Origin of the sequence: Limnobacter litoralis (assembly GCF_030160455.1) — a bacterium.
In the GTDB taxonomy this organism is placed as follows: domain Bacteria; phylum Pseudomonadota; class Gammaproteobacteria; order Burkholderiales; family Burkholderiaceae_B; genus Limnobacter; species Limnobacter litoralis.
Window position 1 is genome coordinate 41647 of the sequence record NZ_BSOJ01000004.1, and the last position, 13877, is coordinate 55523.

Genomic DNA, 13877 nt, shown 5'->3' on the forward strand with positions numbered 1-13877 from the left:
GCGTGTTGCACCAAGCCGGTCTTCAATAAGTTGCGCAGCTGGGGTCTACTTGTCTTGACCAGGCGTCAATGCCGCCTTCTACGTTGTAAACGTGTGTGAAGTCCTGCTTTTTCAAATACATGGCGACCTGATAACTGCGCACGCCGTGGTGGCACAGGCAGGCCACGGGTTGATCAGGGTCGAGTTCATTCAGGCGGGAGGGGATTTCTCCCATGGGAATGTGAATACTGCCTGGCAAGTGGCAAAGCTCATATTCCCAGGTCTCCCGGACGTCTACGATCTGAAGCGCGGACCCGCTGCTGTCCGTCCGCAGACGGGCCAGCTCGGGTGTGCTCAGGAATTCAATGCCGGCACTGTTCATCAAAATACAAAGTGATTCAGTTCAGGCGCATTTTTCAGTGGTTTCGTCAGTGTTTCGAACAGCGGCGTGGTCACAATGTTGCCTTCCGCCGTTTTGCGAGCCAGCACTGCCTGCATGACGGGCTCTTCACCGATGATGCCGATAAACAGGCCCTTGGGGCTCAGGCAGCTTTGAATCAGCGCTGTTGGAAGCGCAGGGCTGGAGCCAGACATGACGATGGTGTCGAACTGACCCAGTCGACCTGCCATTTCAAATGCGCAACCCTGAACCACTTTGACGCGCCCGATGCCTTCCTTCTTGAGATTGAAGGAGGCATTTTCTGCGATTTCCGGGTTGATTTCCACGGTGGTTACCTGCTGGGCATGCTGAGCCAGCAGCGCGGCCAGATAACCGTAGCCGGTTCCGATTTCGAGAACGTTTTGCGCATGGTTGGCCAATGCTTCCTGCAAGAATTTCCCCTGGATCTTGGGTGCCAGCATCACCTCACCCGTGTCTTTGCCGTTGACCTTGATTGGCAGCTCGCAGTCTGTAAAGGCCAGCTTCTGGAGTGCTTCGGGCACAAAACGCTCGCGCTTGATGACGCTCAGCAAGTCCAGCGCGACCTGATTGAGGACGTTCCATGGGCGAATCTGTTGCTCAATCATGTTAAAGCGGGCTTTTTCAAAGTCCATGAAATTTCTCACTAAAATGGTTCTGGTCAACTTTCTATTTTAACAAATCCGGCGTGTTTCCCGCTTGTTTTTCGTTGCGTTTTGCCAATTTGCGCAGTTTGTGGTTTTCAAGAAGCGAAATCAGGACGGGAACGACCAGCAGAGTCAGCAGGGTGGAGGTGATTACCCCGCCGATGACCGCATGGGCCATGGGCGATCGCTGTTCACTGCCTTCCCCTTGCGCCAGTGCCAGCGGCAGCATGCCGAACACCATTGCCAGCGTGGTCATCAAGATCGGGCGAAGCCGGGTTTCGGCGGCTTTGACCAGGCTGTCATGAATGGTTACACCCTTTTTCAGCGACTGATTGACAAAATCGACCAGCAAGATTGCATTTTTGGTCACGAGCCCCATCAGCATGACAAAGCCGATGATCGAGAAAATGTTCAGCGTGCTGCCAAACACCAGCAGCGAAAGAATGACCCCAATCAAAGAAAGCGGCAGCGACATCATAATGACCAGTGGCTGGGCGAACGACGCGAACTGTGAAGCCAGTATCAGGTAAATGAAGATGATCGCCAATGCCAGCGCCTGCAGTGCGAAGCTGAGGGTGTCTTGAATGTCTTTGGTGGATCCACCATAGGTGATGCGATAGCCGGGCGGAAGCGTGAGCTTTGCAATTTTGGCTTGAAGCGTGTTGGACACGGTGCCTGCTGCCGCGTTTTGAACGTTGGCGCTGAGCAAAACTTCTCGGCTGAGGTATTTCCGGTTGATTTGCGCAGCAGCGTAGGTGGTTTGCAGATCGGCCACGTCTTTCAGCGCCAGCAAAGCCCCTGGTTTTCCGTCGACCCCTCGGGCGTTGCCAATGGGCAGGTTTGCAAGTTGATTGACGCTTTGCCGGTCCGAATCGGGCAGTTGAACCACCACGTCATAATTTTCATCGTTTGGTGCCCGCCAGGTGCTAACGGTCTGGCCCGCCAGCAATGGGCGGATTGCGTTGTTCACTGCTTGCACGTCCAGTCCGTAGTCCGCGAGTTTGTTTCGGTCAAGATTGATGCGAACGGTGGGCTTAGTGGGTTTAAGCGAGCTTTCGAGATCCACCAGATGAGGGTCTTCTTTCATCAGGGCCATGACTTTGTTCGACAGCCTGGCCAGTTCATCCAGCTTGGGGCCAAGAATGCTGACCTGGATGGGTTTGCCCGAGCTGACGGACATTTGCTGGCCCACCTGCGTGATTTCAACCCCTGCGATTTGCTTCAACTTGGGGCGCAATTCGGCGGACATCTGTGACACTGACAAGGGGCGGTCTTTGCGTGGTACCAGTCGAACATAAACCGTGGCCGTATTTTTTCCCCCTGAAAATCCGGTGTTGACGGTGGTGTAAATGTAGTCGATGCCGGGCAGGGTGCGTACAGCCTGCTCCACCTGCAAGGCCTTGCTTCGTGTCAGGTCCAGCGAAGAGCCCTCAGGCGTGTTGAACTGGATATTGAATTCGCTGTTGTCGACCTGCGGAGTAAACTCGACCCCCACAAATTTGAGCAGACCGAACGACCCCACAAAAGTCAGCAGGGCCATCAAAAGTACGGTTTTTGGCCAGCGCAAGCCCCATTTCAACAGGCGCACGTACTGGTTCTCAAGGCGCAGCATCAAGGTTTGAAAGGCGTCCAGCAGCCGACCCAGTGGCCCTTTGATTTTTTGGCCATGCGCCTGTGGGTCGTACCACACCGCAGACAGCATGGGGTCCAGCGTGAAACTGACAAACATCGACAGCAGCACTGCGCTGGCGACTGTAATCCCAAACTGGTGAAAAAACTGGCCAATGATGCCACCCATAAAACCGACTGGTAAAAACACGGCCACAATCGAGAACGTGGTTGCCAACACGGCGAGACCAATTTCCCGGGTGCCGTCCAGTGCAGCTTGCCGATGGGGCTTGCCCATGTTCAGGTGCCTGACGATGTTTTCTCGCACGACAATGGCGTCGTCGATCAGCAGCCCCACGCAAATGGACATTGCCAGCAAGGTGAGCAGGTTGATGGTAAAGCCCATGGCATAAATCACGCTGAAGGTGCCGATCAATGAAATGGGCAGTGTCAGGCCTGTGATGACGGTGCTTCGCCAAGAGCCCAAAAACAGGAAAACAATGACCACCGTCAGCAGTGCGCCTTCAATCAACGTCTTTTTCACGTCGTTGAGCGAATTCCGGATGGGCTTGGATTGGTCTCGGGCAAGGCTGAGTTTGACCTGTCCCTGAAGCTCCTTTTCGATGTCTGGCAAGCTTGCACGAAGGTCGTCCACCACCTGAACGGAGTTGGCGTCCTGCCCTTTCAGAATGTCGACTGAAATGACGGGTTTGCCATTGACCAGCGCAATCGAGTCCAGGTCCTTCTCGCCATCCCGTATGTCTGCGACTTCGCCAAGCCTGACCGGGCGGCCATTTGAGTTTGCGACGATCAAATTGTTGAAGTCATTGACGTTGTGAAGTCGCGAGTTCAGTTCGACCACAAATTCGGATTGCGTGGTTTTCAAATTGCCCATGGGCAGGGTCTGGTTGTCGCGCTGCAGCACGGAGAGCACTTGGCCCACGGTCACGCCGGTGCGTTCCAGCGCGGCTGGCCTCACTTGAATCAACAGTTGGCGGGTTGACCCGCCGACCACATTGGCTGCCCCCACGCCGTGCACGATTTCAAGACGCTTTTTGATGGTCTGCTCGGTCAGTAGCGTCAACTCGCGCAGACTTTTGTTGCCCACTGGTTCGACCAATACCGAGGCGATGGGAAAGTCATCGGGGTTAAATCGGGTGATTACCGGGTCTTTGATTTCATCCCGCAGGGTGGGGCGTATGGAGGCCACTTTTTCGCGCACCTCGGTGGCCGCCGTCACGGAGTTGGTCAGCAGGTCGAACTCGGCGATGACCAGAACCCTTCCCTCGAAGGAGCGAGAACTCAGCGTCTTTAATCCTGAAATGGTGTTGATGACTTCTTCCAGTGGGCGTGCCAGTTCGCTCTCCACAATTTCCGGAGACGCGCCGGGGTATTCGGCGGTGACCACTACGACTGGAAAGTTGAGTTCAGGAAACTGATCCACTGGCAGCCTGTTGTAGGCGAACAGGCCCAGCACCAGCAGGGCTGCCATCATCATGGTGGCCATGACCGGATTGCCAATTGAAATGCGAGTGAACCACATGGTCAGCGCGCCAGCGTTTGAAGCGTGACCGGCACACCCGTGGCCAGGGGCCCAAGATTGACTCCGACGATTTGTTCGCCAGGGCTCAGACCCTTGACGATTTCGATCTGACTGGGGCCTTTGTCCTGCAGCGTGGTGGTTTCACCCGTTTTGACCTTTCTGGCCTCCAGGGTTTTGTTCTTGAGCACGTAAACAATCGAGTTGCCCTGGTCCTCACGAACGGCTCCTTGTGCCACCAAGATGCCCTTGTGAACTTGGCCAGTCTCTAGCGCGGCTTGTGCGAATTGTCCAGCCTTCAAGGCGTGGGTCGGGTTTTTAACTTCCAGAAAAACTGACACGGAACGATCGCTGTTGAGGTTGCCCGGGCTGATGCGGACCAGTTTGGCCTCGTAGGTGTGCCCCGCAGCTTCAACGGTGGCCGTTTGTCCAATCGACAGTTTGGACAGTTCGTCGGGTGTGACCTCGGCCTGCAAGTCCATGATGTCAAGATTGATCAATTGAAACACTGGGCCGTCGGTGCTGACCTTGCTGCCAGCTTGGGTCTGTACCTCGCCCACACTGCCAGAGAATGGCGCTGCGATCAGGCGATCTGCCAGTGCTTGTTTGGCAATGGCAAGTTGTGCCTGTTGCACCGCAACTTGCGCTTTGGCGGACTCGTAAGTGGCTCTTGCCTTGATCAGTGCAGCGTTCGACACAAAGCCCTGATCGGCCAGTTTCTGGTTGTTGTCAAGCTGGTCCTCAGCCTCGCGGAGCTGGGCTTTTTGGCTGTCCAGGCTCGCCTGTTTTTCTGCAAGCTGCAATCGGGTTTCAGTGTCGTCGAGGCGGGCAAATACCTGCCCGGCGCGAATGGTGTCACCTTCCCGAAAGAATTGAGCGGCAATAACACCACCCGCCTTGGCGCGAATTTGGGCGCTTTGGCGGGGTATCAGCGTGCCGGTTAGATGAAGTGTGCTGCCAATGTCCCGCAACTCAACGGTTTCAATGTCGGATTGAAGCAGCGAGAGCCCTGGACCAGGCTGGGCTGGCGTAGATGGCTTGCCGGGCTCAGTGCGGTTGCAGCCCGCCAGCACCAGCAATATTGCGAACAGCGGAACCAGTGTTGTGCGGGGTGTCATGTTGTTTGATGCTCAAGCCGTTTAAAACCATTTGAACGTGGCTGTCAATATAACGCATCGGGTCTGTGTTCAAGTTGCAGCAAGCGTCCATTGTGTGCTTCCACAGACCCAATGTGACAAGCGGTGCGCACAGCACCTTGGCTGCGTATTCGGTGTCTTGGCAGCGAAACTCGCCTGATGCAACGCCTTGTTTAAGCAGTGATTCCAGATAGTCCCACCACGGCTTGATGACCTCGTCGTAGAAGAAATGTCCGAGTTCGGGAAAGGCATTGGCCTCGCTGAGGATGAGTTTTGTGATGGCCGAAAGTTCGGTCGAGCCGTATCTGTCCCACCACAAATGAAGCGCATCCGAGATCATTTGGGCTGATGTTGCCTTTTCATCCTTCAGGTTGGCTGCCTCTCCGACGATCGGCGAAATGTGTTCGGTGACCACCGCCTTGAGGAGCTCCTCCTTGTTGGAGTAGTAGAGATAAACGGTGCCTTTGCTGACCCCAGCCCGTTTGGCCACATCTTCAAGTCGCGCTGCCGCATACCCCTTTTCACCAAAGACGTGCAAGGCTGCGCACAACAATTCTTGGGGGCGATCTTCCTTGCGCCGGGCCCAGCGAGGCTTTAGTTTTTCACTGCATGATTTCATGATGATACTGACATTGTGTTTTTTCACATCCTTGTCGCACTATAGTGGTTCATTCTTGTCCGAGTCAACGTGGATTCCTCAACAAAGCGTGCCAATGGGTTGTAGAATATGACGTTTTGAAAATGTCTGATATTTCGGAGAATTAAGCATGTCTATGGCTGACCGCGATGGCTTTATTTGGTTCAATGGCAAACTGGTGCCCTGGCGCGAAGCCCAAATCCACGTGCTGACGCACAGCCTGCACTACGGCCTGTCCGTGTTCGAAGGTGAGCGTGCCTACAAGACCGACAAGGGTCCAGCCATTTTCCGTCTGAAAGAACACACGGACCGCATGTTCAATTCGGCCCATATTTATCGCATGAAAATGCCTTTCACCCGTGAAGAGGTGATGCAGGGCACCGCTGAAGTCGTTCGCGCCAACAAGCTTGACTCGTGCTACATCCGCCCAATCGCTTTCTATGGCTCCGAAAAAATGGGTGTGTCCCCCAAGGGCGCGGCCGTGCATGTGGCCATCGCCGCCTGGCCATGGGGTGCCTACCTCGGTGAAGAGGGCATGCAAAAGGGCATTCGGGTCAAAACATCTTCTTATGCCCGCCATCACGTCAACGTCACCATGGCACGCGCCAAGTTTGCCGCCACTTACGCCAACTCCATTCTGGCCAACATGGAAGCCACTCAAGACGGTTACGATGAGGCTTTGTTGCTGGACGTAGACGGCTTTGTGGCCGAAGGCGCCGGTGAAAACCTGTTCATCGTCAAAGACGGTTGCATTTACGAACCAGAAATCGCATCTGCGCTGGTTGGCATTACCCGTTCGACCATCATCAGCCTGGCCAAAGACATGGGCCTGCAGGTGGTGTCCAAGCGCCTCACGCGTGACGACATATACATCGCCGATGAAGCCTTCTTTACCGGCACTGCTGCAGAGGTTACGCCCATCCGTGAACTGGACAACCGTGTGATTGGTACAGGTAGCCGCGGCCCCATTACCGAGGAATTGCAGCGCCGCTACTTCGACGTGGTGTACGGTCGCAATGAAAAATACGAACACTGGTTAACTCGCATTTAAAAAAGGCTGGTACAGCAATGATCATTGACAAGAAAGCCCACCCTGAGAAAGTAGAACTGGACGGGGACCAACTGCCCGCTTTTTGCCCCAACCCAGCCATGCCTGTCTGGAATCATCACCCACGCGTGTTTCTGGATGTTGCCAAAACAGGCAAGGCGGCGTGTCCTTACTGCGGCACTGTCTACACCCTGAAGCCAGGTGCCAAGGTTCACGCGCATTGATTCAGCCAGTCAACAGTCCAGCGAGGGGTTGACTTGAGGATTCTGGTCGTGGCCCCCAACTGGATCGGCGACGCGGTGATGAGCCTGTCTTTGCTTCAGGCTTTACATCGCGATGACCGGCTTGCCAGCGCAGGGGGCGAACCCTGCGAAATTCATGTCCTTGCACCCCCGGTGACTGCTCCTGTGTACCGGTGCTCGCCGGTGGTCAAGGCGGTGCATGTTGAACCCTTCAAACACGGCGAACTTCAACTGACCCTTCGACGCAAAGTGGGGCAGGCGCTGCGGGCTGAAGGCTTCAACCGTGCCTACATTCTTCCCAATTCGCTGAAATCGGCCTTGGTTCCCTGGTTTGCCGACATCGCTTGGCGAACAGGCTATTCAGGCGAGCTTCGCAGTTTGATTTTGACTCCAGTTTTGCCGAAGCCTTCCAAATACGCGAAGCCACCCATGCTGGAATGGTATGGGGCTTTGAATGGATACACCGCCGCTGATCTGGAATATCCCCGAATGCAGGTGGAGGGTGACGCCAGTGCCAAGGCACTTCGAGACTTTGACTTGAATGCCGGGTTTCTGGCGGTTGCGCCCGGTGCCGAGTACGGCCCGGCAAAGCGTTGGCCAGCCGAGCATGTGGCGGCCACCGTGTCGGGTTGGTTGGCTGCGCATCCTGCCAGGGCGGCGGTGTTGCTGGGCGGGCCTCAAGATCTGGAGTTTGCACAATCCATCGAACAGCAGGTCGATCCTGAGCATCGGCAAAGGGTGCGAGTGTTGTGCGGCCAAACCTCGCTTGAGCAGGCGTTTGGCCTGATCGCCTCAGCAACCGCCCTGTTGACCAACGATTCGGGTTTGATGCACGTGGCGGCAGCGCTTGATGTCAAAGTACACGCGGTGTTCGGTTCCAGCAGTCCGCACCACACGCCTCCGCTTAATACAAACGCATCGGTGTACTACCTCGCATTGTCCTGTAGTCCCTGTTACCAACGCACCTGCCCCCTGGGGCACCTGGATTGTTTGAATCAGTTGAAGCCCAAATTGGTGCTGGATCAACTGGTGCCGCCAGGTCAAGGGGTATGATGTGTACTCATTCGATCCAATCAGCAGTTCAACAGTTCAAACATGCGCGATTTCATTCTGAAAATATCGTGTCCTGACAGCACGGGTATTGTTTACAACGTCAGTAAATTCCTGTTTGATCAGGGTTGCAACATTCTGGACTCCGCCCAGTTCGGCGACGAGTCCACCAATCTTTTTTTCCTGCGCGTGCATTTCTCCCTCGCTGAGGGTGACGAGCAGGGCTTGACCGATTTAACCCAAGGCTTCGCGCCGATCGCCGCCCGCTACAAAATGCAGTTTGATTTTTTTGATCCTGCCCGTAAAAAGCGTCTGTTGCTGATGGTGTCCAAGTTCGGGCATTGCCTGAACGATTTGCTGTTCCGATGGAAAAGCGGGCAGCTTGATTGTGAGATACCGGCGATCGTGTCCAATCACCAGGATTTTGCCTTGTTGGCAGCCTCCAATGGCGTGCCTTTTTATCATTTGCCAGTTGACCCAGCCGACAAAGGCCGGCAGGAAACACAAATCCGGCAGATCATCGAGCGGGAAAAAATTGATCTGGTGGTTCTTGCGCGTTACATGCAGATCCTGTCGCCCGATTTCTGCAAAGACATGCATGGGCGTATCATCAATATTCATCACAGTTTTCTGCCCAGCTTCAAGGGCGCCAAGCCTTATCAGCAGGCGCATGACCGTGGCGTCAAGCTGATTGGTGCAACAGCACACTACGTGACTTCTGATCTGGATGAGGGGCCGATTATCGAGCAGGACGTGACCCGTGTTGACCATTCGCTGACTCCTGATGAGTTGACGGCCAGAGGTCGAGACACCGAGTGCCTGGTTTTGGCCCGCGCCGTTAAATGGCACTGCGAGCACCGAGTGGTGTTGAATGGCCACAAAACCGTGGTGTTTCAGTGAACACAAGCTTTCGTGAGACTTTGCCATGCCCAGAAATCGTGTGATTCATTCGTCGCCCCAGGACATCGAGCAGGCCTTTTATGAGGCCCTGGAGTCGGCCGATCTTGAGGCCCTGATGGATTTGTGGGCCGATGACGAGCAAGTGGTTTGTATTCACCCTGGTGGTCCCCGGGTGGAGGGTTATCACGATGTGCGTGAGTCCTGGAAGGAAATATTGTCCGCCGGCGCCCTCCAGATTCGGATTGTTCCACTTCACCGGGTGGAAGGCGTGGTGATGTCTGTGCACAATATTATCGAACAGGTGGTCATGAGCGGTGGTCGTGGTGAGCCCCAGATTATTCAGGTCAACGCGACCAATGTGTATCGCAAAGGGCCCAATGGCTGGCGCATGGTGTTGCATCACGCCAGCCCGGCACTGGATTCCGAAGAAATGGCTGAGGACGATCTTTCCGAGTTCGATTCTCCGCCCACCTTGCACTGATCGGGCCGATGCAATACCAAGCGCCCTGGTGGCTGCCGGATGGCCACAGTCAAACCATCGTTGCAGCCAAACTGGCCCGAAAACCGCAAGTTGCCTATTTCAGGCAGCGCTGGTTGACGCCTGATCACGATTTCATCGACCTGGATTTCACAGAACCCCCTGAACAGTTTGCCCAATTCAAAACGCTGTGGGTTTTGTTTCACGGGCTGGAGGGCTCATCCGAAAGTCACTACAGCCTGGCCTTGATGGAGAAAGCCAAGGCGGTGGGCGCCCTGGGCGTGGTGGTGCATTTCCGGGGCTGCTCGGGCGAGAACAACTGGCAACCCAGGGCTTACCATTCAGGTGATTCTGCAGAGCTGGATTGGGTCTTGCCCCGGTTGCGCCAAACCATTCCAACCCTTGAGCGCATGCACGTGATGGGTGTGTCCTTGGGCGGCAATGTGTTGTTGAAATGGCTGGGTGAGCAGGGCTCCCAAGCCTCCAGATGGGTTCACAGCGCGGTCGCCATTAGCGCGCCAGTTGATCTGTTGGCGGGGGCTCACTCACTCGCAAAAGGCTTCAACCGGGTGTACACCCGGATGTTCTTGTCCACCTTGGTGCCCAAGTCTGTTGACAAGATTCTGAAATATCCCGAACTCGGTGACCTTGAGAAAGTAAAGGCCTGCAAAGATTTCTTTGATTTTGACAATCTGGTCACTGCACCCTGGCATGGATTCAAAAACGCGCTCGACTACTATGAAAAGTCGTCGGCCAAGCGCTTTTTACTGGATATCAAGACCCCCACGTTGATGGTCAACGCACGCAATGACCCCTTCATGTCTGGGCAATATCTTCCGACACGTCGAGAGGCATCGGCGGCTGTCCAGCAAATGTTTCCGAATCAGGGGGGGCATGTGGGGTTTGCCCGGGCGAACGGTCTCGCGCTGGGTTTGGACTGGTTGCCCAAAGTGTGCCACTATTTCTTTGAACAACATGTTTGACGAACCGCACCATGGATGATCTGGTACACAAGGCGCTTGCACGTTGGCCCAATGTGCCTGCAATTGCGGGCTGGTTGCGCCTGACTGCCCAGGGCGAATGGTTGTTGACCGGGCCGGTTCCGCAGGGCTTGACCATCAGCAACGCCCGAATCCTGAATTTCATTGCCCGAAATTACGCCGCTGAAGACGATGGCCGCTATTATTTTCAGAATGGTCCGCAAAAAGCGTATGTATCACTTGAATGCACACCCTGGATTTACCGAGTGTATCCTCTGGACGATGGCTCTGACGTGCTGGTCACCCACACCGGCCTGATCTGTCTGCCCGATGCCATGTACACCGACGAACAGGGAAGGGCGTTGATTCACACGTCAGTGGGCATCGGTCTGTTGCACAGCACTGACATGGCCCGGTTTTCAGATGGCTTGGTCGGTGACGATGGTGCGTTCATCCACAAGGGGGTTTGGACGGTGCCGGAAAACCCGGCTGAGCTGCTGAATACCCGCATTGCGCTGAGAAAGAACCCGTCTCTGACTTCAGGTCGATACAGTCGTGAGTGCGGGATAGAAGAACTGGATTCTGCCAGCTTGCCGAACCGGTTTCATTTTCAACCTGACCCGGAAGTTTGATCCGTGAAAACATTGAAACAGAAAGGGGCGTCTGCCTCGTCGCTGATTGCGTTTGTGCTGATCGTCGGTGTGCTTTATCTGCTGTACCACAACTTCAGTGGTGGGCAATTTGGCGGTAGCCCGCAGCAGCCCGCAAAACCCAGGCTGGTCGAGCCGCGAGGCGACCTGTCTTCCACTGAAAAAAGTGTCATTGAACTGTTCAACACTTCCAAGGCCTCTGTCGCCTACATTTTTACCGAGAGCGTGCAGGGGCAACTCTTCTTTCGCCGGGTGTCTGAGGGGGCAGGGTCGGGTTTTATCTGGGACGACAAAGGCCACATTGTGACCAATGCGCACGTGGTGCGGGGAGCCAATAAAATTCGGGTTCAGCTTGATGATTCCGACCCCCTGCCTGCGCGTTTGGTGGGTATTGCACCCTCTTACGATCTGGCTGTGGTTCAACTACTGGACAAGCCCAAGTCGGCACTGCGTCCCATTCCTGTGGGCACTTCACACGATCTTCAGGTTGGGCAATCTGTGTTCGCCATTGGCAATCCGTTTGGACTTTCCAAGACACTGACTTCCGGCATCGTCAGTGCGCTCGGTCGCACCTTGCCTGTGGACAACGGTCGTGAAATTCCCAATGTCATTCAAACCGATGCTGCCATTAATCCGGGCAATTCGGGCGGTCCATTGCTGGATTCAGCAGGACGGCTGATCGGTGTCAACACCGCCATTTTGTCGGGTAGTGGTTCGTCAGCGGGAGTGGGGTTTGCCATTCCGGTCGATCTGGTGAACAAGGTGGTGCCGCAGCTGATCGAGCGGGGTGCCTTGCCAAGGCCAGGCATTGGCATTGCCGTGGCCGATGAGTCTTTGGCCATGCGCCTCGGGGTTCGCGGGGTGGCTGTCATGGGTGTTGAGCCCGGTTCTCCCGCAGAAAAGGCCGGCTTGGTGCCATTCGATTTGCAGAATGGCCGTCTGGGCGACATCATCATTGCGGTAAATCGCCATCCTGTTGCCAATTCGGGTCAATTGAGCAGCGAGCTTGAAAAGGCAGGTGTTGGTGCCACAGTGAAGTTGCTGGTCATCCATGGCGATGAAACGCGCGAGGTTGAAATCCAGGTGGTGGATCTGGATGGATGAACTTGAAATGGACGCCGCACGCCGTTTCGGTGGCCTGAATCGACTCTACGGCCCAGGTGCTGTGGATTGGTTGCAAGGCCAGGCTGCGGTCATGGTGGTGGGTGTGGGTGGAGTCGGTTCCTGGGCGGCCGAGGCACTGGCCCGAAGTGCGGTGGGGCATCTGCTGCTGCTTGATCTGGATCAAGTGTCCGAGTCCAACATAAACCGGCAGATTCAGGCCGACTCTCGCACCCTTGGATTGGCCAAAGTGCAGGCACTGGCGCAGCGCATCGCCACGTACGCACCACAATGTCGGGTCGAACAGCTTGAAGACTTTCTGGATGAAAACAACGTTGCGCAGCTGATGCAGACGATGCTTGACCTGCAAAACCAAGGCAAGTGGGTTGCCGTGCTGGATTGCTGTGACAACGCGTCGGCCAAAACCTTGATCGCCCAGCATTGCCGCCGCCTGAAGCTACCCTTTGCCCTGGCGGGCAGTGCGGGTGGTAAACAGCAACCCTGGCTTGTTCAGCCAGCCGACCTGCGCGACACCACGCATGACCCTTTGTTGGCCAAAGTGCGTTACCAATTGCGTAAGGCGGGGCGGTTTGACGAGAAGCGAAAAATGGGTGTGCCTGTGTTTTACTCGCCCGAACAGATTCAGCGCGATGCCAGTGGCAAAACCCCGCAGGGTGGCCTGAATTGCGCAGGCTATGGTTCGCTTGTGTCAGTGACTGCCACCATGGGTATGCAAATGGCCGCTTGGGCCATCACAGCCAGTCTGCAGCAGCGCCGGGCTCATTCAGATCGGGCTGCGCTTAGCGTTTGAACAAGTCGCCAAACAGGTCTTCGGCTTTTTCGAGCTTGGGCGCCACCACGTAGGCACAATAGGGCTGCATCGGGTTGTTTTCGAAATACTGCTGGTGGTAGGTCTCGCCCGGAAAGTAGGTTTCAGCAGGCTTGAGTTCGGTCACCAACGGCGCATTGAAGATTTTTCGGTTGACCAGTTCTTGCATGAACTGCTCGGCCGCCTCCCGCTGTTCTTCCGAGTGATAAAAAATGACTGAGCGATATTGTGTGCCGATGTCATTGCCCTGCCTGTTTAAAGTGGTGGGGTCGTGAATGGCGAAAAACACCGCCAGAATTTTTCGGAAGTTGATGACTTCAGGATCGAAATGAAGCCGCACGACCTCAGCGTGTCCGGTTTTGCCAGAGCACACCTTGTCGTAGTTGGGGTTGGGGTCGGAGCCGCCACTGTATCCGGATTCGCAAATTTCAATGCCCTTGAGCTGGCTAAAAACCGCCTCAAGACACCAGAAGCAGCCTCCTCCCAGAGTTGCCAGTTCCAGCTTGCTTGTCATGCTTAAAAACCCTTTTATTTTTTCAATAGATTATAGGAGTCAACCGCTTAGTGGAACCCAAGTCGGCCTTTTCGGTCTGATTTTCTCGACTGGGCGTTGTATACTCGGCGCGAGCTTACT

Annotated in this window: 15 protein-coding genes; 9 read left to right on the forward strand and 6 right to left on the reverse strand. The window is 55.3% G+C overall.

Features of this window, described 5'->3' with window-relative positions:
* Nucleotides 1–22 precede the first annotated feature (22 nt).
* From QQJ87_RS01130 to QQJ87_RS01150, 5 genes are read right to left on the reverse strand one after another with little or no spacing between them, the layout of a single operon-like run.
* Entirely contained in the window at nucleotides 23–361 is a 339-nt protein-coding gene (locus QQJ87_RS01130) for a rhodanese-like domain-containing protein (RefSeq protein WP_284279453.1), read from the reverse strand.
* Nucleotides 361–1032, reverse strand: coding sequence for a protein-L-isoaspartate O-methyltransferase family protein (locus QQJ87_RS01135; protein ID WP_284279454.1), 672 nt, complete (start codon nucleotides 1030–1032; stop codon nucleotides 361–363). The genes QQJ87_RS01130 and QQJ87_RS01135 overlap by 1 nt, the downstream gene beginning before the upstream one ends.
* Nucleotides 1033–1066: 34 nt before the next feature.
* On the reverse strand, nucleotides 1067–4195 hold the full coding sequence (locus QQJ87_RS01140; RefSeq protein WP_284279455.1) for an efflux RND transporter permease subunit: 3129 nt from the start codon (nucleotides 4193–4195) through the stop codon (nucleotides 1067–1069).
* Nucleotides 4196–4197: 2 nt separating this feature from the next.
* Nucleotides 4198–5310, reverse strand: a complete 1113-nt coding sequence (locus QQJ87_RS01145; RefSeq protein WP_284279456.1) for an efflux RND transporter periplasmic adaptor subunit — start codon at nucleotides 5308–5310, stop codon at nucleotides 4198–4200.
* A complete protein-coding gene (locus QQJ87_RS01150) occupies nucleotides 5240–5947 on the reverse strand; it encodes a TetR/AcrR family transcriptional regulator (protein WP_284279457.1) in 708 nt (235 codons plus the stop codon). Before QQJ87_RS01150 ends, QQJ87_RS01145 begins: the two co-directional genes overlap by 71 nt.
* A 148-nt stretch (nucleotides 5948–6095) precedes the next feature.
* Here QQJ87_RS01150 and QQJ87_RS01155 point away from each other — a divergent pair, with 148 nt between their 5' ends.
* The 9 genes from QQJ87_RS01155 to QQJ87_RS01195 are packed head-to-tail and all read left to right on the forward strand — an operon-like array spanning nucleotide 6096 to nucleotide 13225.
* A complete protein-coding gene (locus QQJ87_RS01155; protein WP_284279458.1) occupies nucleotides 6096–7016 on the forward strand; it encodes a branched-chain amino acid transaminase in 921 nt (306 codons plus the stop codon).
* A 17-nt stretch (nucleotides 7017–7033) separates the two neighbouring features.
* A complete protein-coding gene (locus tag QQJ87_RS01160) occupies nucleotides 7034–7237 on the forward strand; it encodes a zinc-finger domain-containing protein (RefSeq protein WP_284279459.1) in 204 nt (67 codons plus the stop codon).
* 33 nt (nucleotides 7238–7270) lie between these two features.
* Nucleotides 7271–8308, forward strand: coding sequence for a lipopolysaccharide heptosyltransferase II (gene waaF, locus QQJ87_RS01165; RefSeq protein ID WP_284279461.1), 1038 nt, complete (start codon nucleotides 7271–7273; stop codon nucleotides 8306–8308).
* A 42-nt stretch (nucleotides 8309–8350) separates the two neighbouring features.
* Nucleotides 8351–9205 carry a formyltetrahydrofolate deformylase gene (purU, locus tag QQJ87_RS01170; RefSeq protein ID WP_284279462.1) on the forward strand — a complete coding sequence of 285 codons (855 nt, stop codon included), beginning with the start codon at nucleotides 8351–8353 and terminating at the stop codon, nucleotides 9203–9205.
* 25 nt (nucleotides 9206–9230) lie between these two features.
* A complete protein-coding gene (locus tag QQJ87_RS01175) occupies nucleotides 9231–9686 on the forward strand; it encodes a YybH family protein (protein ID WP_284279463.1) in 456 nt (151 codons plus the stop codon).
* Nucleotides 9687–9694: 8 nt separating this feature from the next.
* On the forward strand, nucleotides 9695–10666 hold the full coding sequence (locus tag QQJ87_RS01180; protein WP_284279464.1) for a YheT family hydrolase: 972 nt from the start codon (nucleotides 9695–9697) through the stop codon (nucleotides 10664–10666).
* A gap of 11 nt (nucleotides 10667–10677) precedes the next feature.
* Entirely contained in the window at nucleotides 10678–11295 is a 618-nt protein-coding gene (locus QQJ87_RS01185) for a DUF2946 family protein (RefSeq protein WP_284279465.1), read from the forward strand.
* Nucleotides 11296–11298: 3 nt separating this feature from the next.
* Entirely contained in the window at nucleotides 11299–12417 is a 1119-nt protein-coding gene (locus QQJ87_RS01190) for a S1C family serine protease (RefSeq protein WP_284279466.1), read from the forward strand.
* On the forward strand, nucleotides 12410–13225 hold the full coding sequence (locus QQJ87_RS01195) for a tRNA threonylcarbamoyladenosine dehydratase (protein WP_284279467.1): 816 nt from the start codon (nucleotides 12410–12412) through the stop codon (nucleotides 13223–13225). Before QQJ87_RS01190 ends, QQJ87_RS01195 begins: the two co-directional genes overlap by 8 nt.
* Here the strand turns inward: QQJ87_RS01195 and msrA are convergent.
* Entirely contained in the window at nucleotides 13215–13757 is a 543-nt protein-coding gene (msrA, locus tag QQJ87_RS01200; RefSeq protein WP_284279468.1) for a peptide-methionine (S)-S-oxide reductase MsrA, read from the reverse strand. The two genes, QQJ87_RS01195 and msrA, sit on opposite strands and share 11 nt — an antisense overlap.
* Nucleotides 13758–13877 lie beyond the last annotated feature (120 nt).